The organism is Dietzia sp. SL131 (genome assembly GCF_026672565.1).
GTDB lineage: Bacteria > Actinomycetota > Actinomycetes > Mycobacteriales > Mycobacteriaceae > Dietzia > Dietzia kunjamensis.
Map to the genome: position 1 here is coordinate 2,945,017 of NZ_JAPPRI010000003.1, position 21,867 is coordinate 2,966,883.

The following is a 21,867-nucleotide window of genomic DNA, read 5'->3' on the forward strand; positions in this document are numbered from 1 at the left end:
ATTCACACCGAGACAGCGATTCTCACCGACACAGGGAGGTCCGCCGCGATGCGCACGACGACCGGGTTACCGGACTGGGACACGGTTCTGGCCGTGGTCGCCCACCCTGACGACGAGTCCTTCGGCCTCGGCGCGATCCTCTCGGGCCTCGCGGGCGCAGGCGCGCGTGTCCACGTCCTCTGCCTGACCCGGGGCGAGGCCTCGACCCTCCACGGTGTGGAGGGCGAGCTGTCCGTGATCCGCGAGCGCGAACTACGCGCCGCTGCCGACGCGCTCGGTGCGCGAGGGGTCACCCTCCTGGACCTCCCCGACGGCGGACTGACGGCGCTCGGTGCGGACGGGCTCGACGACGAGGTCGAGCGGGAGATCGAGGCGGTGAGGCCGGACGGGCTGGTCGCCTTCGACTCCACCGGCATCAGCGGCCACCCCGACCACGTGGCCGCCACCGCGGCGGCCGTCCGCGCGGGCGAGCGCCACGACCTGGGGGTGCTGGCGTGGGTCCTCCCCGACGACCTCTGCGCCACACTGGCGGGCGAGGGGTACGCCGGGTTCCTCGGGCGCCCGGCCGACGAGATCGACCTGGCCCTGACCGTCGACCGTGCCGCGCAGCTGGCCGCGGTGGAATGTCACCCCAGCCAGGCCGTCCCGGGCAGCGTGCTGTGGAGGAGACTGGAACTGCAGGGAGACACCGAACACCTCCGGTGGCTCCGCCGCCCCTGACAACCGAGCCTGACAACCGTGCCCGAACCGAAAGGACCACCACCCGTGGACGCCTCCGAATGGAACGCCCGTTACCTCGCGCAGCCCGACGTCTGGGGCACGACCCCCGCCGCCCGGATCGTCGCCGAGGTGACGGCCGCCGAGGACACCGGGCTGGACGTGGGCACCGCCGTCGACCTGGCCTGCGGTGACGGCCGGCACGCGCGGTGGCTCGCCGCGCACGGCTGGCAGGTGCAGGCGGTCGACTTCTCCGAGGTCGCCATCGAGCAGGCCCGCGCCAAGGACTCCGACGACGGACGCAGCGGCAGCGTCGACTGGGTCGTCGGCGACGCCACCACCTGGGCCCCGTCCGAGGCCGTCGACCTCGTCGTCGTCGGATTCCTCCACCTCGACCTCCCCGCACTGACCGCCGTGCTGCGCAGCGCCGGCACCTGGCTGCGCCCCGGCGGCCACCTGGTCTACCTCGGCCACGCCGCCGAGAACCTCCGCCGCGGCGTCGGCGGCCCGCAGGATCCCACCGTGCTCCCCGACATCGCCGACCTCGCCCGCGGCGCCGAGGGACTCGAGGTGGTCTCGCTGCGGCACGACCTGCGGCCTGCCGGCAAGGCCACCGCCGTCGACGTGCTCCTGCACGCCCGGACCTGGGGCGGGGCGTGACCCGCGCCGGCGACGCCACGCACACCGCACCGGAGACGGGCCGGGCAACGGCGCAGCGGCGGATCCTCACCGTCCTCGTCCTGGCCCAGTTGCTCGCCGGGGCCGGACTCGCCGCGGGCATCACCGTGGGTGCGCTGCTCGCCGAGGACCTGCTCGGTGGCCCCGGCCTGTCCGGGCTGCCGTCGGCACTGTTCACCGGTGGCTCGGCCCTCGCCGCGATCGCGGTCGGCAAGCTCTCCCAGGCCCGCGGCCGCCGCCCGGGCCTGGCCGCGGGGTTCGCGGTCGGCGCACTCGGCGCACTCGGCATCGTCGCGGCCACCGCCCTCGAATCGCTGCCGCTGCTGTTCGCCTCGTTCGTCATCTACGGCTCCGGCACGGCCACCAACCTGCAGGCCCGCTACGCCGGGGCCGACCTCGCCACCGACGCCACCCGCGCCCGCTCGCTGTCCTACGTCCTGCTCGGCACCACCGCCGGTGCCGTCGCCGGGCCCAACCTCGTGGGGCCCACCGGCGTCGTCGCGGAGGCGCTGGGCCTGGCCCCGCTCGCGGGACCGTTCCTCCTCGCCGCCGCGGCGTACGGCGGTGCCGCGCTGGTCATCTCCCTGCTGCTGCGGCCCGACCCCCTGCTCGAGGCGCGCAGGATGGAGATCGCGGCAGCGGAGGCGGCGCTCACCTCGTCGTCGTCGTCATCGACACCGTCACCGTCGCCGTCCCCCTCCCCCGCCGCGGAGGCCGCGGCCACCGCCGCCGACTCCGAACGGCACGCCGTGGCGCCCGTACCGACCCGCATCTGGACGGCCGACGTCATCACCGGTGTCGTGGTGATGGCGCTGACCCAGTTCGTCATGGTCGGGCTCATGACCATGACCCCCGTGCACATGCGCGCCCACGACCACACCGTGACCGTCGTGGGCGTCGTGATCTCGCTGCACGTCGCCGCGATGTTCCTGCCCGCGCCCCTGTCCGGGCTGCTCGTGGACAAGTTCGGCACCCGCGCCGTGGCGGTGTCCGCGGGCCTGGTGCTGTTGGCCGCCGGAGGGCTCGCCGCCCTGGCCCCGCCGCAGTCCACGGCGCTCGTCGCGCTGGCACTGATCCTGCTGGGACTGGGCTGGAGCCTGGGCCTGGTCGCCGGCACGACCGTCCTCACGACGTCCGTGCCGACCACCGTGCGTGCCAGCGTCCAGGGGCAGGCCGATGTGGCCGTGGCGCTGTCCGGCGCGGCCGGCGGTCTGCTGTCCGGCCTGGTGTTCGCGTGGATCGACTTCCGCGGGCTGGGCTTCACGCTCGCCGCCCTGTCGCTCGTCGTGGTGGCGGCCGTGCGGCCGCGGACCGCGCGCCGGACGGTCGCCCCGGCGTCGACGGTTTGACGACCCGGGGCCCGGCGGGCGGCTGGCGTCGGACAGGCCGTGGTCAGCCGACCGGCAGCTGCTCCCGCCGCTGCCCGGCGGGACCGGCGGCGTCCGCGCGTTCGGCCAGATCCACGCGCCACCACACCAGGAAACCCCAGATCACGAACGCGCCGTACACCAGGTACAGCGCCGCCGACGGGTAGTAGCCGGCCTTGAGCAGCAGCGGCACCCCCACGATGTCGACGCCGATCCACAGCAGCCAGAACTCGGTCCACCCGCGGGCCATGCCGTAGGTCGCGAGGATCGACCCGGTGAAGATCCACGCGTCGGCCCACGGCCCCCACGAGCCGAGCTGGGCGAAGATCCAGCCGAACACCAGGGTGCCGGTCACCATCCCGATGACGAGACCGGCCCGCTGCCGGCCGGTCGCCCAGTGCGGATGGACGGCCACCGCGTCGGCGACCGAGCCGCCGGGCAGGGCGGCGCTCGCACGCCTGGACTGCGACCACCGCCACCAGCCGTAGACACCCACGGCCAGGAACATGACCTGGCGGCCGGCCTGACCGTAGAGGTCCACGTCCTGTGGGGTGTGGAAGACGCCGCCGAGGAAGACTGTCAGAAGGGTGAGGTTGCCGACGATCCCCACCGGCCACGCCCACACCACCCGGCGCATACCGCCGATGGCGGCGGCCAGGCCGAAGACGTTGCCGACGATCTCGCGCCACAGGATCGGAACGCCACCGATCATCAACTGCGCGTCGAGGAATTCCACGAGAAGGCTCATCGTGTGCCCCTTTCACGGGCTCTACACAGACGGCCCAGGGCTTGTGACACGACGCCCGCCCGGCCACGGTCGTCGTCGACCGGGACCGCGTCGGGTGACGCGCGGTTCTCTTCCATCCGGACTATGACCGTCGGCCCCGGGATCACACCGGGTCTGCTGACCCCCGCGTGCGTGGCGTGGCCGGACCGGGAGTCCAACCGCACCGCGTGTGCGGGGCGCTCGCGGGCTCGCCGCCGGCCATGGGGCCGGTGACATCACCGCCGGTGGGGAGTTTCACCCCGCCCTGAGAACGTGTTCCCGTTCTACCCCTGACCGTGGCCGCGCCGCAAGCCGAGGCGGCGGCGGGTCGGCGGGCGCGGGCGGCGGCGGGTCGGCGGGCGCGGGCGGCGGCGGGTCGGCGGGCGCGGGCGGCAGCGGGCGTCAGCCGAGGGTGAGCTGCCCGCCGGACTCCGTCACCGGGATCGCGTCGAGCGGGCGCGGGGCCGGGGCGAGGGTATTGCGGCCGTCGGTGGCGTCGTACTCGGCGCCGTGGAGCGGGCAGCGCAGGGTCATGCCCTCGATCACCTGGACCACCCCGCCCTGGTGGGTGCAGCGCGCCGAGTAGGCGACGAACTCGCCCTCGACGGGCTGCGCGACGATCACCGTGGCTTCGCCGGCCCTGAACTGCTTGGCCGTGCCCGGCGGGATCTCGGCGGCGGCGATGGTGGTCGCGGGGACCGTGGTGGTCTGCTGCACCGTCGACGGGGGCTGCGCGGGCTCGGTCATGCCACAGGCCGAGGCGATGCCCGGCAGCAGGATGATCCCGGGCAGGGCGGCCAGCACCGCGCGGCGCTGGGTGCACGGCCCGACGGCGGCGGCTCCACCGGTCGAGGCGGACGTGGCGGCGAGGGGCTCGGTCATGACGCCCATGGTATCGGTCGGCGCCACCCGTCTTGCGTGTGCCGAACACCGTGGGCCGAACACCTAGGCTGCCCGTATGACGGTCCGCAGACTCCGACCCCACGCCACGACGATCTTCTCCGAGGTCTCGCAGCTGGCCACGCGGTTCGACGCCATCAACCTGGGCCAGGGCTTCCCCGACACGGACGGACCGGAGTCGATGATCGAGGCGGCCACGCGCGCCATGCGGGAGGGCCACAACCAGTACCCGCCGGGCACCGGCACCCCGGAACTGCGCCGGGCCGCCGCCGACCACGAGACCGCCCACACCGGACTGGTGCACGACCCGGACACCGAGGTGCTGGTGACGGTCGGCGCGACCGAGGCGATCGCCGCCGCGATGGTGGGCCTGGTGGAGTACGACGACGAGGTGGTCGTGATCGAACCGTATTACGACTCCTACGCGGCCACGGTGGCGATGGCCGGCGCCACCCGTCGCGCCGCGAGGATGGTCCGCTCGGGCGGCGAACTCCGACTCGACGTGGACTCGTTGCGGGACGCGTTCTCCCCGCGGACGCGGGCCGTGCTGGTGAACTCGCCTCACAATCCCACCGGGGCCGTCCTGCCGCGCGAGGACCTCGAACAGATCGCCGCGCTGTGCCACGAGTTCGACGCGATCGCCATCTCCGACGAGGTGTACGCCCACCTCACCTACGACGGGGTGGAGCACGTGTCGATTGCGACGCTGCCCGGGATGGCCGAGCGGACCCTGCGCATCTCGAGCGCCGGCAAGCTGCTCAACTGCACCGGGTGGAAGATCGGATGGCTCACCGGGCCGGCGGACCTGGTGGCGGGTGCCCGCACCGCGCGGCAGTACATGAGCTTCACCGTCGCCTCGCCCCTGCAACTGGGCGTCGCGCACGCCCTGCGTCACGAGCAGAGATGGATCGCGACGCTGCGGCAGGACATGCAGGTTCGGCGGGACCAGTTGATGGACACGCTCTCCGGTGTCGGGTTCGACCTCGTCGTCGCGCAGGGCACGTACTTCCTCACCGCGGACCCGCGCCCACTCGGGGTGACCGACGCGGCGGCCTGGTGCCTGGAGTTACCGGAGCGGATCGGTGTGGCGGCGGTGCCGTTCGCCCCGTTCACCGACGTGTTCTCGGACGACTGGTCGCACCTGGTGCGGTTCGCGTTCTGCAAACGGCCCGAGGTGCTCGACGAGGCGGGGCGACGGTTGCGAGCCCTGCAGGGGTAGTCGGTCCGGCACCGCCACCCACATTCCGGACTACAGTCCGTAATCGCGCCGACCGCGGGGCGCCGTGCTCTACGGTGGGCACGTGACGCGCCCCCCTGTGCGAACCACCTGTTCGACGTGTTCGGACTCGACGAGATCCTCGAGCGCGACGACGCCACCGAACTCGACGGCGACACGGTCCGCACCATGCTGCGGGAGGCCGCCGCGCTCGCCGAGGGACCGGTCGCCGCGTCGTTCACCACCGCCGACCGCAACCCGCCCACCGTCGACCCCGAGACCCACGAGGTCACTCTCCACCCCGACTACGTGGCCTCCGTCCGCCCCTGGCAGGACGCCGGCTGGGGCCTCGTCGGCGTGGACCCGGCCGTCGGCGGCGTGGCCGCACCGCGCCTGGTGACCTGGGCGATCACCGAGTATCTCGTGGGCGCCAACCCGTCGATCTTCATGTACCTGTCCGGGCCGCTGTTCGCCGGCATCATGCACTCGATCGGCAACGAACAGCAGAAGAAGTGGGCCACCAAGATCATCGAGCGCAACCACGGCTCGTCCATTATGCTCACCGAAGCCGAGGTCGGCTCCGACGTGGGCGCCGTGCGCACCAAGGCGATCCAGCAGCCCGACGGCACCTGGCACATCGAGGGCACCAAACGGTTCATCACCGGCGCCGACACGGGCGACCTGTTCGAGAACATCTGGCACCAGGTGCTCGCCCGGCCCGAGGGCGCCGGCCCCGGCACCAAGGGCCTGAGCTACTTCCTCGTCCCCAAGTACATGCCGGACCCGGAGACCGCCGCGCCGGGCGAGCGCAACGGCGTCTACGCCACCGGCATCGAGAAGAAGACGCGCCTGGCCGCCTTCGCGACCTGTGAGGTGGCGTTCGGCGCGCACGGCCGACCCGCGGTGGGGTTCCTCGCCGGTGACGACCACCTGGGCATCAAGCAGATGTTCAAGACCATCGAGGCCGCCCGGATGATGGTCGGCACCAAGGCCATCTCGACCCTCTCCACGGGCTATCTGAACGCTCTGGAGTTCGCGCGCGAGCGGGTGCAGGGCAACGACATGGCCGACGCCGGAAACCCGGACGCCACGAAGGTCACCGTCATCCACCACCCCGACGTGCGGCGGTCGCTGCTCACGCAGAAGGCGTACGCCGAGGGGTTGCGCGCGGTGTACCTCTACGCCGCCGCCCACCAGGACATCGTGTCCGCGGAGGTCGTCTCCGGCGCCGGGCCCGAGCTCGCGCACACGGTCAACGACCTGCTCCTGCCGATCGTCAAGGGCGTGGGCTCCGAGCGGTCCTACCAGTGCCTCGCCGAGTCACTGCAGTGCTTCGGCGGCTCCGGGTACCTCAAGGACCACCCCGTCGAGCAGTACCTCCGCGACGCGAAGATCGACTCCCTCTACGAGGGCACCACCGCGATCCAGGCGCAGGACTTCTTCTTCCGCAAGATCATCCGCGACGGCGGTACCGCACTGGGCCACGTCGCCGCGCAGATCCACCGCACCGTGGACGAGGCCGGTCCCGCCGAGGCCGGTCCCGCCGAGCTCGAGACCGCGCGCGCCGGGGTGGCCGGCGCCCTGGCCGACGTCGAGTCGATGGTCGGCACCCTCACGGAGCACCTCATGGGCGCCCAGGAGGATCCCGAGAAGCTCTACCTCATCGGGCTCGGAGCGGTCCCGCTGCTCATGGCCGTCGGCGACCTCATGGTGGGCTGGATGCTCCTGCGCGAGGCGGGCGTGGCGCTGGACCGGCTGCAGGAGGCGACCGGCGACGACCACGACTTCTACACCGGCAAGGTGACGGTGGCGAACTTCTTCGCCCGCGCCCACCTGCCGCAGGTCGGCACCGCGCGGGCCACCATCGAGGCGCTCGACGTGGACGTCATGCACATGCCCGAGGGCGCGTTCTAGGTCGGGGCCTTCCGGTTCGGCCCGCCGGGCCGGGAGCGCACCTCGTCGTCGTTCCCGGACCCGCCCCCCTCGTCGAGAAGAGCGTTTCGCCCGCGTCTGCCGAGTAGAAGTGGGCGAAACGCTCTTCTCGACGGGGATCTGGGACGGGAGGGAACTCAGCGGCCGGTGGTGAGGACGATCTTGCCCACCGCGCCGCGGCCGTCCATGAGCTCCAGGGCCTCCGTGGCCTGATCCAGGGGGAACTCGGCGCCCACCAGCGGGTCGAGCTTGCCGGCGGCCAGCAGCGGCTCGACCTCGGCCCACTGCTTCTGCAGGTAACCGGGATTGGACATCCAGTACTCGCCCCAGCCCACGCCCACGGCGCTCTTGTTGCCCAGCAGCAGCCGGTTGACCTTGACCGTGGGGATCTCGCCGCCGGTGAACCCGATGACGAGGATCCGCCCCTCCTGGCCGAGGGATCGGATGGAGTCGGTGAACCGGTCCCCGCCCACGGGGTCGACGACGATGTCGACACCCTTCCCACCGGTGAGCTCCTTTACGGCGTCCTTGAAGCCCTCGGGCGCGATGGCGTCGCTCGCCCCGGCCTTCAGCGCCAGGTCCCGCTTCTCCTTCGTGGAGGCCACGGCGATGACGTGGGCACCCATCGCGGTCGCGAACTGGGTGGCCGCGATGCCGATCCCGCCGCCCGCGCCGTGGACCAGCACCGTCTCCCCCGCCTGCAGCCGGCCGCGGTGGGCCAACGCGAAGTGGACGGTGAGCACGTTCATCGGGATCGAGGCGCCCTGCGTGAACGACAGGCTGTCCGGGAGACGGAACACCTGACCGGGATCGGCCGAGACCACCTCGGCGAACCCGCCCAGACCCGGGAACGCGCACACGCGGTCCCCGGCGGCGAAGCCCGAGCCGTCGGGGGCGGACCGCACCACGCCCGCCACCTCCGAGCCGGGGACGAACGGCAGCGGCGGCGAGATCTGGTACTTGCCGCGCGTCTGCAGCACCTCGGGGAAGGTCACCCCGGCGGCGTGGACGTCGATCAGCACCGCACCCGCGTCGGGCTCGGGGACGTCCACCACCTCGAGAGCGGCGGGTCCGTCATGGCTGGAGATGTGGATGGCACGCATGCGGTCCATAGTGTCAGCCCGTCACCGAACGCGTGCGCCCTCCGCCTCACGCTGGTGCCGCCGACGGCGGAGCAGGTGCAGGGCCAGCCCCACCGCCACGAACACCTGACCGATCTGGAAGGCCAGTGCCATGACGATGAACTCGCGGCCGAACGTCGTCGGCGAGATGAGGAGTGCTGCGCAGATGCCCAGCAGGACGACCGTGATGAGCTGCCCGCCCGCCAGGAACCTCCGCGGGTTCGTGGTGAGCTGACGACGGAACGCCATCAACAGCGAGTTGAGCGCCACCAGCAGGCACACCGGGACACCGATCTGGGCCGGGAAGAGGAACAGCACCACGAACAGCGGGTGGGAACTGAGGGTGACCGTGCCCTCGAACAGGAACTGCGGAACACTCCACAGGGCCGTGAGCAGCGCGCAGATCACCGAGATCCACGAACCGCCCACGAGGATCCTCACGCGGAGAGGATAACGCCGCGGGTCACTCCCTCGTCAGCGCCTCACCGATCGGGATGTCGCCGTCCGAGAATTCGATGGTGCGACCGGCGGTGTCCGGGCGGCGCAGGACGGCGGCGATGACAGCGGCCACCGCGTCCCTGCTGGTCGACCGGTCCTCACGCTTGTCGTCGCCCACCCCGATGGTCTCGCCGCCGGGATCGTCGGTCAGTGCCCCCGGCCCGAGGATCGTCCACCCCAGGTCCGAATCGCGCAGGTGCGCGTCCGCGGCACCCTTGGCCTCCGCGTACGGGAAGAACGAGTCGTCCTCCGGGACGCCGTGGTCGGGGCCCGCGCCGTCGTAGGAGACCATGACGTAGCGTCCCACCTCCTCGGCGGCGCTCGCGTCCATCGAGCGGATGGCGGCGTCACGGTCCACCGCGAAGGTGCGGTCGGGGTTCCCGCCGCCGGCGCCGGCGGTCCAGACGACCGACCCGCTACCGCGCACGAGCTCGCGGAGGCCGTCGACGTCGAGCGTCTCCACGTCCGCGACGACCGGGTTCGCACCCGCGGCGCGGACGTCGTCGGCGTGATCGGGATTGCGGATCACCGAATACACCTCGGCACCCGCCTCGGACAGGATCCTGGCGGCGCGGAGGCCGACCTTGCCGTGGCCGCCGATGATGGTCACTGGTTTGTCGATACTCATTCTTCCGTTGTACGCCTCCGTGTTCGTCAGCGGGGACTCCCGGGTTCGATCACGAATCCACAACGACCTGGCGTCCGTCGGTCCGGCGATTGGCCCGGTGTCGGACCCGGAGTGCATCATGTGGACATAAGCCGGGACTCACCGGCGGCCCCGCGTTCGTTCTTTCGGAGTACCGCATGTCCCTGTCCAGCTCTGGCACCCCCTCGACTCGGGCGGTGTCGGGTCCCCTCGGCCTGCTCGCCGCTCTCCTCGCCCTGCTCCTGGTCACCGCCGGGTGCACGATCCCGATGCCCGTCGGTTCCGCCGGGGAGACGACGCCCACGACTCCGACCTCCGAGGCGCCCGCCCCCGCGACGCTGGAGGTGATCCCGGCCGACGGTGCCACGGAGGTCGCCGTGGTGGACGGCGTCCGGGCCACGGTGGAGAACGGGACCATCACGGACGCCGTGCTCACCAACGATGCCGGCAAGGAGATCGAGGGGGAACTCTCACGCGACGGTGCGCAGTGGCAGCCGGCCGTCACCCTCGGTTACGGGCGCACGTACACCCTCGAGATCACGTACGAGGGCGCGGCCGGCGGGAGCAGGAGCGACACCCGCACGTTCACCATGGCCGATCCGCTGGCCGTCGTCACGCCCAGCCTCGTCACCACGGGCGGGGCCGCCCTCGAGTCCGACCGCGAGTACGGCGTCGGGATCATCGTCGCGGCCAGGTTCGATCAGCCGATCGCCGATCGCGACGAGGCCGAGAAGCACATGACGGTCACGACGACCCCCGAGGTCGAGGGCAACTGGTTCTGGCTCAACGACTCGACCGCGCACTGGCGACCCCGCGACTACTACGAGCCCGGCACGCGGGTGCAGGTCGCGCTGGACGTCGAGGGACGCAGCCTCGGCGGCGGGCAGTGGGGCGGGGCGAGCGCGGACGCCGACTTCACCATCGGCGAGCGTCGCGTGGCGATCGCCGACGACGCGACCAAGACCGTCACCGTCTACCACGACCAGAAACCCGTGAGGGTCCTGCCGACCTCCATGGGCAAGGGCGGATGGGCCACCTACGGCGACGTGACGATGCACTTCTGGACCCAGCCGGGCAACTACACGGTGCTCGACAAGGCCAGTTCCGTGGTGATGGACTCCTCGACCTACGGCCTGCCGCTGTCCGCCGGGTACAAGGTGACCGTCGACCACGGTGTGCGCCTCACCAACGACGGGATCTACTTCCACGCGCTCGAGTCGTCGATGTGGGCACAGGGGAACACCAACACCTCGCACGGCTGTCTCAACCTGTCGCCCACCGACGCGAAGTGGTACTTCGACCAGGCCGTGACGGGCGACGTCGTGGAGGTCAAGGGCACGGGCGGACCCGAACTCGGGGTCTGGCAGAACGGTGACTGGTCGGTGCCGTGGGAGGTCTGGCAGTCCGGCTCCGCCGACTGACGTCCCCCCACGTCCCCGCACACGGCCCACGTAGCCCACGCGACCTACGAAATCCGCTATCCGGATTCCTGATCTGCGCTCCCGAATGGAGTAGCCGATCCGGAATCCGGATAGCGGATCTTCTTATCTCGTGGTGTCTGGGGGCGGAGTCAGCGCACGCCCATCATGTTCTTCCTGATCCACGGCGACAACGCGGCCATGATCCCGGCCAGGACGATCGAGGCGACGCCCAGCACGAGGAAGTAGTTGCGCTCGGCGCCGGCGTCCGTCGGGTCGTAGTACCCCGCGAGCACGCCGGACAACGCGCTGCCGATCGAGACGCTGAGGAAGAACAGCGCGACCATCTGCGTCTTGAACGCCTCCGGGGCGAGCTTGGTGGACAGGGACTGCCCGACCGGTGAGAGCAGCAGCTCGGCCATCGTGAACAGGAACAGGATCCCGACGATGCCCAGCAGCGGCGTCGCCACACTGCCCACGAAGAACAGGAACACCAGGTAGGCGATACCCATGATGAGGTTCGCGAGGGCGAACTTCATCGGGCTCGAGGGCTGACGGTTCCCGAGCTTGACCCAGAGCGTCGCGAACACGGCGGCGAAGATGATGATGAACAGCGGGTTGATGGACTGCACCCAGCTCGCCGGCATCTCCCAGCCGCCCAGGTTGCGGTCCAGTCGCTGGTCGGAATAGATCGCGATCACCGTGAACTGCTGCTGGAACAGGGCCCAGAACGCCACCGAGGCCACGAACATCGGGATGAACGAGACCACCCGGCTGCGCTCGACCGGCTCCGTCTTGGCACTGGTGATGAGGAGGGCGAACAGCGCGATCGCGCCGACCACGGCGATCGCGGTGACGATGTCCGCCAGTGACTCCAGCGGCACGAGGCCGGTGGCGATGGCTGCGACGACGAGCACCGCCACGACCGCGCCGATCCCCAGGTAGCGGACGCGCTGTGGCCGCGGGAGCGGGTCGGGGACGACAGCGCCGACGCCCTTGAGGGTGGCGCCGCGCATCGCGACGTACTGGATGAGCCCGATTGCCATACCCGCGGCCGCCGCCCCGAAGCCCCAGTGGAAGCCGAAGTTGTCCCACAGCACCCCGGTGAGCAGCGGGCCCGTCAGACCGCCGATGTTGACCGCCATGTAGTAGATCGAGAACGCGGCGTCCCGCCGGTCGTCGGTCCGGCGGTACATGTCGCCGACCACCGTGGAGGTGGTGGCCTTGAGGGTTCCCGCACCGACACCGACCAGCACGAGGCCGATGCCCAGGCCGATCGCCCCGGGTACGAGCGCCAGGGACAGGTGGCCGAGCATGATCATCACGGCTGCGCCGAACAGCGTCCTCTCGGCGCCGAGGAGGCGGTCCGAGACCCAGCCGCCCAGGATCGCGGAGGCGTACACCAGACCGCCGTACGCGCCGACGATCGAGGCGGCGATCTCCTGGGAGTAGCCGAGTCCGCCGTCGCCGACCGCGTAGTAGATGTAGTACGCCAGCAGACCCTGCATGCCGTAGAAACTGAACCGCTCCCACAGTTCGATCCCCGACAGGTTCGCCAATCCGAGTGGGTGGCCGAAGAACCTGCGGTCCGAATCGGCGAGAGCCACCTCGGCGTTCCGAGTTGTCATGTACGTCAGTGATACTCCTGCTCCCCGAGCCGGACAAAACCGGTGCCGCGCGAGCTGCCCCGTAGGGGTGGGAGTCGACAATCGGTGCCCCAGACGGGAGAATCGGACCGATCAGCCCGGGCGATCTGCCCCGGGCGTAATCGAGAAGCGCAGGAGCACCTCCAGTGAGCCGAGCCGACACCCCGGCCCGATCTATCAGCCCCCTTCACCGAAGGGGGGACACCGGATGAGCATCGCGCTCTCACTCCTGGTCGGCGTCGTCGTCGTCCTGGCCATCACCGCGCTCACGGGCTACTTCGTGGCGCAGGAATTCGCCTTCATGGCCGTTGATCGCTCGCGGATGGGGGCTGCCGCCGAAAAGGGCGACCCCGTCGCCGACCGCGTACTCGGGGTCACCAGGCGGACCTCGTTCATGCTGTCGGGTGCGCAGCTGGGCATCACCGTCACGACCCTCGTCGTCGGCTACGTGGCCGAGCCACTCATCGGGCGGGCCCTGGGCGAACTACTCGGTCTGGCCTCCGTTCCACAGGCCATCGGCGTCGGTGTGGGCACGGTCCTGGCCCTGCTGTTCTCGACCGTCGTGCAGATGCTCTTCGGCGAGCTCGTGCCCAAGAACCTGGCGATCGCCAAACCCGAACCCGTCGCTCGCTGGTTGGCGCGGTCGACCACCATCTACCTGGCGCTGTTCGGCTGGCTCATCGGGCTGTTCGACAAGGCGTCCGAGGCCCTGCTCAAGGCCGTCGGCATCGAGCCGGTGCACGACAAGGAGCACTCCGCCACCGCCCGCGACCTCGAGCACATCGTCCACGAGTCCAGCGAGACCGGCGAACTCTCCCCCGAGCTCAGCCGCCTGTTGGACCGGATGCTCGACTTCCCCGGACAGCCGGCGGAGCACGCGATGATCCCGCGCTCCCGCACCGACGTGGTCCGCGGGGAGGACGCGGTCCCGGACGTGCTGTCGAAGATGGCCACCGGCCACACCCGCTACCCCGTGGTCGGTGAGGACTCCGACGACGTCATCGGCATCGTCGACCTGCACGACCTGCTGGTGATCTGCGACGACGAGCGGGACACCTCCCTGACCCTGGTGTCGGAGGTCATGCGGGCCCCGATCGTCGTGCCCACCTCCCTGCCGTTGCCCGAGGTGGCGGCGCGCCTGAGCGAACAGAAGGCCGAGATGGCCGTGGTCGTCGACGAGTACGGCGGGTTCGCCGGAGTCGTGACGATGGAGGACATGGCGGAGGAGATCGTCGGGGAGATCGCCGACGAGCACGACCCGCAGGCCGCCGGGGACGCCCCGGTCAGTGAGGGGTTGGGCTGGGTCCTGGGGGGCGACACCCACCTGGACGAGGTCGAGCGCCTGCTCGACATCACCCTGCCCGAGGTCGACGCCGAGACGCTGGGCGGCCTCGTCGTCGAGACGATCGGTGACCTGCCGGACGTCGGCGACCGGGTGGACATCCCGCTGCCCGACACCGACATCCTCGAGGAGGTCTCCGCCGATCGCGTCCTGCGGGCCGAGGTCCGTCGTCTCGAGCGTCGCGTCCCCGCCGAGCTGCATATCGTGGTCGAGGAGGCCACACGATGACCCCCACCACGACCCTCATGGCCGCCGAGGCCCAGTCCGGACTCATGAGCAATCCCTGGGTGGTCCTGGCCGCGACCGTCCTGCTCATCGCGGCGTCCGCGTTCTTCGTGGCCGTCGAGTTCTCCCTCATCTCCGCGCGGCGCCACCGCCTCGAGGACGCCGCCGCCACCAGCAGGGCCGCCCGGGCGGCCCTGCGCAACGCCTCAGAACTCACCCTCCTGCTGGCGGGAGCGCAGCTGGGGATCACGCTGTGCGCGCTGGCGCTGGGGTCGATCACCAAGCCCGCCGTGCACCACTGGCTCACCCCGGTCTTCTCCGGCTGGGGCCTGCCGTTGTGGACCGCCGACGTCATCGCGTTCATCCTCGCGCTGATCATCGTGACGTTCCTGCACCTCGTGGTGGGCGAGATGGCCCCCAAGTCGTGGTCGATCACGCATCCCGAGTACTCGGCCACCCTGCTGGCTATTCCGATGCGGGCGTTCCTCTGGCTCACCCGTCCGCTCCTGGTCGCCCTCAACGCCATGGCGAACAACATCCTGCACCGGCTGGGGGTCGAGTCGAGGGACGAGGTGTCCGCGGGCCAGGACGCCGATTCACTGCGCGAGCTCGTGCGGCACTCCGGTGAGGCGGGGACCCTGGACGACACCCATCAGCGCCAGCTGCTCAGCGCCCTCGAGCTGCAGGAGCTCACCGTGGGCGACCTGCTCGGGGAGCGCGGGGTCGACACGCCCGCCTCGCCGGAGGAGATGTCCTCCGTCGGCGCGGACGCCACCCCGGGCGAGATCCGCGACACCGCCCGCCGCACCGGCCACCTGCGGCTACTGGTCCTCGAGGACGACACCGCCGTCGGCGTGGTGCACGCGCGGGACGCCATCGACGTCGAGGGGCCGGCCACCGCCCGCGAACTCATGCGGTCGAGCCTGTCCCTCGAGCACGACCTGACCGTCGCCGAGGCGTTCCGCCGGATGCGCGACGCACGGGCGCACCTCGTCGTCGTCGAACAATCCGGCGGGCACCCGGGCACCCACGTCTCCGAGGTCCGCGGCGTCCTCACCCTCGACGACGTGGTCCGTCGCCTCCTGCCCGTCACCTCGGGGTAGATAGGCGGGGGGTAGATCGGCGCAGGTGGACCGGCGCGGGTCAGATCCGGCTGATGAGCCAGACCACGCCGAACAGCGCCAGCCCGGCGATCCCGAGCAGGACCAGCAGCATGAGCCCGACCGCGCCGATCGCCCTCAGCAGGTAGCCGCGCGCGTCGGTGTCGACGCGTCTGCCGTCGGCGATGGTGCGGTCGACCAGCCGCAGGTTCTTGGACGTGGCCTTGTGGGCGGCATCGGCGACGTCACCGACGAACGGGATCAGCCCGAGCACGGCGTCCACCAGGTAGTTCCAGCCCATCCGGAACAGGATCCGCACGGGCACCCGGTTGCGCACCGCCTCGGCGAACACGGCGGCCGCGAACACGGTGCCGACCGCGTCGCCGACCACCGGGACCAGCCCGATCACCGGATCCAGACCGACGCGATAGCGGGTGCCGGGGATGCGGACGAGGTCGTCGAGCACGCGCGCGAGACCGGTGGTGACCGGGGAGACACCGGTGCGGTCGACGGGTGCCGGGGCGGGGTCGGGACGGTCGGGGTTCACGGGCCCGAGCCTACGGTCCGCGCTCCCGGTGCGCCCGGGCCCGGGATCTGGTTTCGTGGAGAGATGATGCCCACGCCCGCCTCTCAGCCGAGTCTCCGCCCGCTGCGGCCCCACCGCGATCCCGGCGCGACCCGGCACCCGGATCGTCGCGCCGGAGGCCTCGTGGCGGCGGCCCTCGCCGTCGTCCTCGTGGGGTCGGGGTGCGCGGCGCTGACCGGCGACACGGGCGCCGACGAGGTGGACCAGTTCCTGGCCGCCCTCAATCAGGGCGACGTAACGGGCGCGGCCGCGCTGACCACCGACCCGGCCGCCGCGGAGGAGACCATCATCGCGAGCGTCGAGGGGATGGGGCTGCCCGCGATCTCCGCGACCACCAGCGGCGACGACGGGCGCCCCGACCGCGATCCGGTGGCGGTGGAGATCACGTGGGACATGGGCGCCGCCGGCGCCGACGATGAGGGCGGCGAGGACGAGGGCGGCGCCGACGGTTCTGGTGGCGACGACGACGAGGCGGGCTCCGGCCCGGCCGGCGGGGACGAGGCGGCCGACGCCGGGACGCGCACCGTGACCACCCGCGGCGAGGTGCGGACGACCGAGGTGGGCGACCAGTGGAAGGTGCAGTGGGCGCCGACGGTGCTCGACACCCGGCTGGCGGAGGGCGGCCGGCTCACGTTCGCCGAGGAACTCGACTGGGACACCGACATCCTCGACCGGACCGGCGAGCCGCTCATGCAGTGGACCCCCGTCACCGCGGTGACGCTCGCACCCGACGCCGCCGGCTCGGCGGACGCGGTCGCATCGCTGGTCAGCGGGGCCGCACCGACGATCACCGGGCAGACGATCCGCGACGGCATGTCCGAGGCCGGCGACCAGCCGTACCAGGTCGTGGCGCTGCGCCCCGCGGACATCGACCCGATCCGCGATCAGCTCGCCGCGGTGCCGGGCGTGAGCCTGCCGGAGCAGGGCCAGCTCATCCGGACCGACCGCGACCTGGACTCCCCCGCCCTCGACGGCCTGCCGAACGCCTGGACGGAAGCGCTGCAGTCCGAGGGCGGCTGGTCGGCGCAGATCGTCAACCCCGGCGCCGAACCGATCGAGATCGGGAGCGCGCCGGCCGGGGAGGTCGACGACCTGGTCTCGATGATCCAGATCTCGATGCAGCGTGAGGCCCAGCGGGCCGTGGACGGCAGCGGGCTGGCGGCGTCGATCGTCGCGATCCAACCCTCCACGGGTGGGGTGCTGGCGGTGGCCCAGAACTCCGCCGCCGACCGGCAGGGGCCCGTCTCGCTGCAGGGCCGCTTCCCGCCGGGGTCGACGTTCAAGGTGGTCACCACCGCCGCCGCGCTCTCCGCCGGCGTCGTGGGCCCGGACGAGATCGTGCCGTGCCCGGCGTCGGTCACCGTCTCGGGCCGGACGATCCCCAATGACGACGACTTCGAGCTGGGCCCCGTCCCCCTGGAGACGGCGTTCGCCCGGTCGTGCAACACCACTCAGGCCGTGATCAGCGACCGCCTGGAACCCGCGGCGATGAAGGACACCGCCGCGTCACTGGGCCTCGGTGTCGGGTTCTTCACCCCGGGGCTGAACACGTACACCGGGGAGGTGCCCGTCACCGAGCGGGGCCCCGGCCGGGTCGAGGCGGCGATCGGGCAGGGCGAGGTGCTGGCCAGCCCGTTCGGCATGGCCGTGATGACGGCGTCGCTCGCGAACGGTGGCCGGATGATCCTGCCGCAGCTCATCAACGGGATGCCCGCGGTCGCCAACGACTCCCCCGAGCCGCTCGACCCGGCCGTGGTCGACACCCTGCGCCGCTACATGGTGCAGACCGTGCAGTCGGGCACCGCGACGGCCGCGAGGTCCGTGCCCGGGCTGGGCGGCAAGACCGGCACCGCCGAGGTGGGTAGCGGGCCGTCGCACGGCTGGTTCGTGGGCTTCACCGGGGACATCGCGGTCGCGGTCCTCATCGAGGGCGCCGACTCGTCCGGCCCGGCGGTGGAGATGGCCGCCGACTTCCTCGGGGGTGTCGGACAACCGGCACCGCTGGCCGCTCGGTAGTTTCGGAACATGCGCCTGCCCAAGGTCTCGCTCCCTGAATTGTCCCTGCCCGATCTGTCCCTGCAGAATCTGCCGCTGCCCGGCCTGGACCGGCTGCCGTTCTTGTCGTCGTCGTCCTCCCCCTCCCCCGCCGACACCCACCGCCGCGTCCTGGTCACCGGCGGTGCGTCCGGCCTCGGTCTGGCCCTGGCGACGGCGTTCCTCGAGCGCGGTGACCGGGTGATCGTCGCCGACCTCGCCCCCACCGACGACCGCCCCGACTCGGTGCCCGCCGACGCCCACTACCTGCGGTTAGACGTGCGCTCGGAGGACGAGTGGCAGGCCGCACGCGCCGAGGTAGAGAAGATCTGGGGCGGACTGGACGTGCTCGTCAACAACGCCGGCATCGCCCAGGGCGGCCGCATCGAGATGCTCACCGAGGACGACTGGCGGCAGATCGTCGACATCAACCTGCTCGGCGTGGCGCGCGGATGCCGCACCTTCGTCCCGATGTTCAAGGCACAGGGCAGCGGCCACCTCGTCAACACCGCCTCGCTCGCCGGCCTCGTCCACCCGCCCACCATGTCCTCCTACACGGCGGTCAAGGCGGCGGTCGTGGCGATCTCCGAGAGCCTGCGGTGGGAACTCGAGCCGTTCGGCGTGGACGTGTCGGTGCTGTGCCCGTCCTTCTTCCGCACCAACCTCGCCTCCAGTCTCAACGCCTCCGACCCCGCCGCCAGCGGGTTCGCGAGCAAGCTGATCGACCGCTCCGAGCGGGGCGCCGACGAGATCGCCTCCGAGGTGATGACGGGCCTGGACGCCAAGCAGTTCCTCATCCTCCCCGACCCCGACGCCCGCAAGTCCTACCGCGCCAAGCGGTTCCTGCCCGCCGCGTACGCCAGGACCATGCTCGGCATGGGACAGAAGTTCGCGGCGGCGACACGGGCCACGGGCGGGGCGGGCGCCACGGACGGGGCAGGCGCCGAGGCCGGCGGAACGGGCGCGACGGGCACGTGAGCACCGGGGGCGGCGCGCGCTGGTACCGCGCGCTAGTACCCTGCGGGGCATGACCCCCTCGCACCTGCTCTCCCGCGCCGACCTCGACTTCCTCCTGCACGACTGGCTCCGTGTCTCCGAGCTGTGCGAGCGGGAACGGTACGCGGAGCACTCGCGCGAGACGATCGACTCCGTGGTGGACCTGTCGGCCGAACTCGCCGAGAAGCACTTCGCGCCCCACTTCCGCAAAGCCGACCTCACCGAGCCCCGGTTGGTCGGCGAGGACGTGGAGCTCATCCCCGAGATCGGCGAGGCACTCGCGAAGTTCGCCGAGGCCGACCTCGTGGGTGCGGCGATGGACGAGCGGGTCGGCGGCATGCAGCTGCCCTACACCGCCTACCTGGCGTGCATGGCCTGGTTCTACGCCGCGAACATCTCCACCGCGGCCTACCCGTTGCTCACCACCGGCAACGCCAACCTGCTCATCGAGCACGGCTCCGACGAGCAGATCGAGCGGTACGTCAAGCCGATGATCGAGGGCCGCTTCACGGGGACGATGTGCCTGTCCGAGCCGCAGGCCGGGTCCAACCTCGCCGACATCACCACCCGCGCCGAGCCGCAGCCCGACGGCACCTACCGGCTGTTCGGGCAGAAGATGTGGATCTCCGGCGGCGAGCACCAGATGGCCGAGAACATCGTGCACCTGGTGCTGGCGAAGGTTCCCGGGTCGCCGGCGGGCACCCGCGGCATCAGCCTGTTCGTCGTGCCGAAGTTCCTGGTCACCGACGACGGCACGATCGGCGAGCGCAACGACATCGTCATCACCGGCCTCAACCACAAGATGGGCTTCCGCGGCACGGTCAACACCATGCCCACGCTGGGCCAGGGCATGCACACCCCCGGCGGTCGGGCGGGCGCGATCGGGTACCTCGTCGGAGAGGAGAACACCGGCCTCAAGAAGATGTTCACCATGATGAACGAGGCCCGCCTCGGCGTGGGCCTCGGCGCGACCGCCATCGGCTACACCGGGTACCTCAAGTCGCTGGACTACGCCCGGAACCGTCCCCAGGGCCGGCAGGTCGGGGCGGACCCGTCATCGCCGCAGGTCATGCTCACCGGCCACGCGGACGTGCGCCGCATGCTGCTGGCCCAGAAATCGTACGTGGAGGGCGCGCTCGCCCTGGGGCTGTACTGCGCGCGACTGGTCGACGACTCCAAGACCGGATCCCCGGAGGAGTCGGCGGCGGCGAAGATGCTGCTCGACGTCCTCACCCCGATCGCCAAGTCGTGGCCCTCGCAGTGGTGCCTCAAGGCCAACGAGCTCGCGGTGCAGGTGCTCGGCGGGGCCGGCTACACCATCGACTACGACGTGGAACAGCACTACCGCGACAACCGTCTCAACCCGATCCACGAGGGCACCCACGGCATCCAGGGCCAGGACCTGCTGGGACGCAAGGTGATGGCCGGCGGCGGTGCCGGGTTGGCCGCGCTGACCGGGCGGATCACCCAGACGTGCGACCGCGCTGCCGAGGCGGGCCGGTCCGCGGCCGAGATGGCCGCGCTGCTGCGGCCGCGTGTCACCCGCCTCATCGAGGTCACCACCGCGCTGGCGGAGGTGGGGGCCACGGATCCGGAGGCCTTCCTGGCCGACGCCACGGAGTACCTCGAGGCCGCCGGGCACGTGGTGATCGCCTGGATCTGGGTCGAGCAGGTCTTGGCACTGGGCGCGCGCACCGGCGACGAGGGCGACGCCTTCGCCGCAGGCAAGCTCAGGGCCGCGGAGTACTTCCTGCGCCGCGAACTCCCGATCGTCGACGCCAAGTTCGACCTGCTCGCCGCGGGTGACCGCACGACAGTGGATATGCGCGACGACTGGTTCTGACGAGACGCCGAACCCTCGTCGCGTCCGCTAACGGAAGCGAGCTGGCCTCCGCGCGAACGCCGGAGTCCGGTCCCCCCACGTCAGTGGGGGACCGGACCCCGGGATACCGTCCGAGATGATCGGGGATCACATCGGGGGCATCAGCACCTCGTCCACCAGGTAGACGGTGGCGTTGGCGGTCTGGACGCCGCCACAGACGACGTTCGCGCCGTTGACCATGAGCTCGTCACCGGATCCCGTGACATCAACGTCCTCACCGGCGAGGGTGGTCTGCATGCCGGTGATCTCGTCGGGCGAGATCTGTCCCTCGACCACGTGGTAGGTCAGAACGGTGGTCAGCAAGTCGGCGTCGGTCGCGAGCTGGTCCATCGTGGCCTGATCGACCTGGGCGAATGCGTCGTCCACCGGAGCGAAGACCGTGTACTCACCGTTGTTGAGTGTGTCGACCAGGTCGACGTCCGGGTTCACTTCGCCCGACACGGCGGCCGTGAGCGTGGTGAGCAGCGGGTTGTTGGACGCGGCAGTGGCGACCGGCTCCTGGGCCATGCCGTCGACCGAGCCCGGGCCGTCCGGATTGGCCTCGGCGTAGTCCGCGCAGCCGGCGCCGACCAGCATGGTGTCGGCCCCCTCCTCCATCGCGGTGGTCTCGGACGTCATCATCTCCGAGGTCATGGGCGCAGACGTGGTGCCCTCGGCCTCGGTGGAACCCTCGTCAGACGAGCAGCCGGCCAGAACGAGGCCGCTGACCGCGGCAGCCGCCGCGATCGATGCCATACGGCGTGAAATCGTGTTGCCCATTGTGTTGGTCCTTTCAACAGAGCCTTGTGTACTGGGTC

At 71.3% G+C, this 21,867-nt stretch carries 19 protein-coding genes and 1 riboswitch; of the genes, 11 read left to right on the plus strand and 8 right to left on the minus strand.

From position 1 onward, the window contains the following. The first annotated feature begins 48 nt into the window (after positions 1-48). From OVA21_RS14695 to OVA21_RS14705, 3 genes are read left to right on the plus strand one after another with little or no spacing between them, the layout of a single operon-like run. A complete protein-coding gene (locus tag OVA21_RS14695) occupies positions 49-720 on the plus strand; it encodes a PIG-L family deacetylase (RefSeq protein WP_268092741.1) in 672 nt (223 codons plus the stop codon). 45 nt (positions 721-765) lie between these two features. Further along, positions 766-1,377 carry a class I SAM-dependent methyltransferase gene (locus OVA21_RS14700; protein ID WP_096906615.1) on the plus strand — a complete coding sequence of 204 codons (612 nt, stop codon included), beginning with the start codon at positions 766-768 and terminating at the stop codon, positions 1,375-1,377. Then, entirely contained in the window at positions 1,374-2,744 is a 1,371-nt protein-coding gene (locus OVA21_RS14705; RefSeq protein ID WP_268092742.1) for an MFS transporter, read from the plus strand. Before OVA21_RS14700 ends, OVA21_RS14705 begins: the two co-directional genes overlap by 4 nt. 43 nt (positions 2,745-2,787) lie before the next feature. On the opposite strand, the gene OVA21_RS14710 is transcribed toward OVA21_RS14705, so the two are convergent. Beyond that, positions 2,788-3,510: a nicotinamide mononucleotide transporter family protein gene (locus OVA21_RS14710; protein ID WP_067719042.1), complete on the minus strand. Its 723-nt coding sequence runs from the start codon at positions 3,508-3,510 to the stop codon at positions 2,788-2,790. A gap of 100 nt (positions 3,511-3,610) precedes the next feature. After that, a riboswitch (FMN riboswitch) is annotated at positions 3,611-3,805 on the minus strand. A gap of 125 nt (positions 3,806-3,930) precedes the next feature. Beyond that, complete coding sequence (locus OVA21_RS14715) at positions 3,931-4,410, minus strand: Rieske (2Fe-2S) protein (protein ID WP_241727644.1); 480 nt, start codon at positions 4,408-4,410, stop codon at positions 3,931-3,933. Between the two features lie 76 nt (positions 4,411-4,486). On the opposite strand from OVA21_RS14715, the gene OVA21_RS14720 reads away from it, so the two are divergent. Together OVA21_RS14720 and OVA21_RS14725 are read left to right on the plus strand one after the other, a co-directional pair. After that, positions 4,487-5,647, plus strand: coding sequence for a pyridoxal phosphate-dependent aminotransferase (locus tag OVA21_RS14720; protein WP_268092743.1), 1,161 nt, complete (start codon positions 4,487-4,489; stop codon positions 5,645-5,647). Between the two features lie 108 nt (positions 5,648-5,755). Further along, positions 5,756-7,558, plus strand: a complete 1,803-nt coding sequence (locus OVA21_RS14725) for an acyl-CoA dehydrogenase (protein WP_268093167.1) — start codon at positions 5,756-5,758, stop codon at positions 7,556-7,558. A gap of 155 nt (positions 7,559-7,713) precedes the next feature. Here OVA21_RS14725 and OVA21_RS14730 read toward each other — a convergent pair whose 3' ends face one another. Genes OVA21_RS14730 through OVA21_RS14740 form a run of 3 tightly spaced genes read right to left on the minus strand, consistent with a single transcriptional unit; the run spans position 7,714 to position 9,823 of the window. Then, a complete protein-coding gene (locus OVA21_RS14730) occupies positions 7,714-8,679 on the minus strand; it encodes an NADPH:quinone oxidoreductase family protein (RefSeq protein ID WP_069390363.1) in 966 nt (321 codons plus the stop codon). 21 nt (positions 8,680-8,700) lie between these two features. Beyond that, positions 8,701-9,138 (minus strand): hypothetical protein, encoded by a 438-nt coding sequence (locus OVA21_RS14735; RefSeq protein ID WP_067719033.1) that lies wholly within the window; start codon positions 9,136-9,138, stop codon positions 8,701-8,703. Positions 9,139-9,160: 22 nt separating this feature from the next. Continuing rightward, positions 9,161-9,823: an SDR family oxidoreductase gene (locus tag OVA21_RS14740; protein ID WP_268092744.1), complete on the minus strand. Its 663-nt coding sequence runs from the start codon at positions 9,821-9,823 to the stop codon at positions 9,161-9,163. A gap of 176 nt (positions 9,824-9,999) precedes the next feature. On the opposite strand from OVA21_RS14740, the gene OVA21_RS14745 reads away from it, so the two are divergent. After that, a complete protein-coding gene (locus OVA21_RS14745) occupies positions 10,000-11,262 on the plus strand; it encodes an Ig-like domain-containing protein (protein ID WP_442778936.1) in 1,263 nt (420 codons plus the stop codon). Between the two features lie 149 nt (positions 11,263-11,411). Here the strand turns inward: OVA21_RS14745 and OVA21_RS14750 are convergent, their stop codons facing one another. After that, on the minus strand, positions 11,412-12,887 hold the full coding sequence (locus tag OVA21_RS14750) for a peptide MFS transporter (protein WP_119192557.1): 1,476 nt from the start codon (positions 12,885-12,887) through the stop codon (positions 11,412-11,414). Between the two features lie 226 nt (positions 12,888-13,113). Here OVA21_RS14750 and OVA21_RS14755 point away from each other — a divergent pair, with 226 nt between their 5' ends. Then, complete coding sequence (locus OVA21_RS14755) at positions 13,114-14,475, plus strand: hemolysin family protein (protein WP_069390358.1); 1,362 nt, start codon at positions 13,114-13,116, stop codon at positions 14,473-14,475. Further along, positions 14,472-15,575, plus strand: a complete 1,104-nt coding sequence (locus OVA21_RS14760; protein ID WP_227022199.1) for a hemolysin family protein — start codon at positions 14,472-14,474, stop codon at positions 15,573-15,575. Before OVA21_RS14755 ends, OVA21_RS14760 begins: the two co-directional genes overlap by 4 nt. Positions 15,576-15,615: 40 nt before the next feature. Here the strand turns inward: OVA21_RS14760 and OVA21_RS14765 are convergent, their stop codons facing one another. After that, positions 15,616-16,119, minus strand: a complete 504-nt coding sequence (locus OVA21_RS14765; protein WP_069390357.1) for a DUF4112 domain-containing protein — start codon at positions 16,117-16,119, stop codon at positions 15,616-15,618. Positions 16,120-16,182: 63 nt separating this feature from the next. On the opposite strand from OVA21_RS14765, the gene OVA21_RS14770 reads away from it, so the two are divergent. Genes OVA21_RS14770 through OVA21_RS14780 form a run of 3 tightly spaced genes read left to right on the plus strand, consistent with a single transcriptional unit; the run spans position 16,183 to position 21,031 of the window. Further along, a complete protein-coding gene (locus OVA21_RS14770; RefSeq protein WP_268092746.1) occupies positions 16,183-18,174 on the plus strand; it encodes a penicillin-binding transpeptidase domain-containing protein in 1,992 nt (663 codons plus the stop codon). A gap of 9 nt (positions 18,175-18,183) precedes the next feature. Further along, entirely contained in the window at positions 18,184-19,170 is a 987-nt protein-coding gene (locus tag OVA21_RS14775) for an SDR family NAD(P)-dependent oxidoreductase (protein ID WP_268092747.1), read from the plus strand. A 49-nt stretch (positions 19,171-19,219) separates the two neighbouring features. After that, on the plus strand, positions 19,220-21,031 hold the full coding sequence (locus OVA21_RS14780) for an acyl-CoA dehydrogenase (RefSeq protein WP_268092748.1): 1,812 nt from the start codon (positions 19,220-19,222) through the stop codon (positions 21,029-21,031). Between the two features lie 126 nt (positions 21,032-21,157). Here OVA21_RS14780 and OVA21_RS14785 read toward each other — a convergent pair whose 3' ends face one another. Beyond that, on the minus strand, positions 21,158-21,829 hold the full coding sequence (locus OVA21_RS14785; RefSeq protein WP_268092749.1) for a fasciclin domain-containing protein: 672 nt from the start codon (positions 21,827-21,829) through the stop codon (positions 21,158-21,160). Positions 21,830-21,867 lie beyond the last annotated feature (38 nt).

Excerpts from the sequence above, each read along its gene's own strand:
- OVA21_RS14695 (WP_268092741.1), top strand. The coding sequence starts at position 49 with ATGCGCACGACGACCGGGTTACCGGACTGGGACACGGTTCTGGCCGTG.
- OVA21_RS14710 (WP_067719042.1), bottom strand. The coding sequence starts at position 3,510 with ATGAGCCTTCTCGTGGAATTCCTCGACGCGCAGTTGATGATCGGTGGC.
- OVA21_RS14715 (WP_241727644.1), bottom strand. The coding sequence starts at position 4,410 with ATGACCGAGCCCCTCGCCGCCACGTCCGCCTCGACCGGTGGAGCCGCC.
- OVA21_RS14720 (WP_268092743.1), top strand. The coding sequence starts at position 4,487 with ATGACGGTCCGCAGACTCCGACCCCACGCCACGACGATCTTCTCCGAG.
- OVA21_RS14730 (WP_069390363.1), bottom strand. The coding sequence starts at position 8,679 with ATGCGTGCCATCCACATCTCCAGCCATGACGGACCCGCCGCTCTCGAG.
- OVA21_RS14740 (WP_268092744.1), bottom strand. The coding sequence starts at position 9,823 with ATGAGTATCGACAAACCAGTGACCATCATCGGCGGCCACGGCAAGGTC.
- OVA21_RS14745 (WP_442778936.1), top strand. The coding sequence starts at position 10,000 with ATGTCCCTGTCCAGCTCTGGCACCCCCTCGACTCGGGCGGTGTCGGGT.
- OVA21_RS14750 (WP_119192557.1), bottom strand. The coding sequence starts at position 12,887 with ATGACAACTCGGAACGCCGAGGTGGCTCTCGCCGATTCGGACCGCAGG.
- OVA21_RS14755 (WP_069390358.1), top strand. The coding sequence starts at position 13,114 with ATGAGCATCGCGCTCTCACTCCTGGTCGGCGTCGTCGTCGTCCTGGCC.
- OVA21_RS14760 (WP_227022199.1), top strand. The coding sequence starts at position 14,472 with ATGACCCCCACCACGACCCTCATGGCCGCCGAGGCCCAGTCCGGACTC.
- OVA21_RS14770 (WP_268092746.1), top strand. The coding sequence starts at position 16,183 with ATGATGCCCACGCCCGCCTCTCAGCCGAGTCTCCGCCCGCTGCGGCCC.
- OVA21_RS14775 (WP_268092747.1), top strand. The coding sequence starts at position 18,184 with ATGCGCCTGCCCAAGGTCTCGCTCCCTGAATTGTCCCTGCCCGATCTG.
- OVA21_RS14780 (WP_268092748.1), top strand. The coding sequence starts at position 19,220 with ATGACCCCCTCGCACCTGCTCTCCCGCGCCGACCTCGACTTCCTCCTG.
- OVA21_RS14785 (WP_268092749.1), bottom strand. The coding sequence starts at position 21,829 with ATGGGCAACACGATTTCACGCCGTATGGCATCGATCGCGGCGGCTGCC.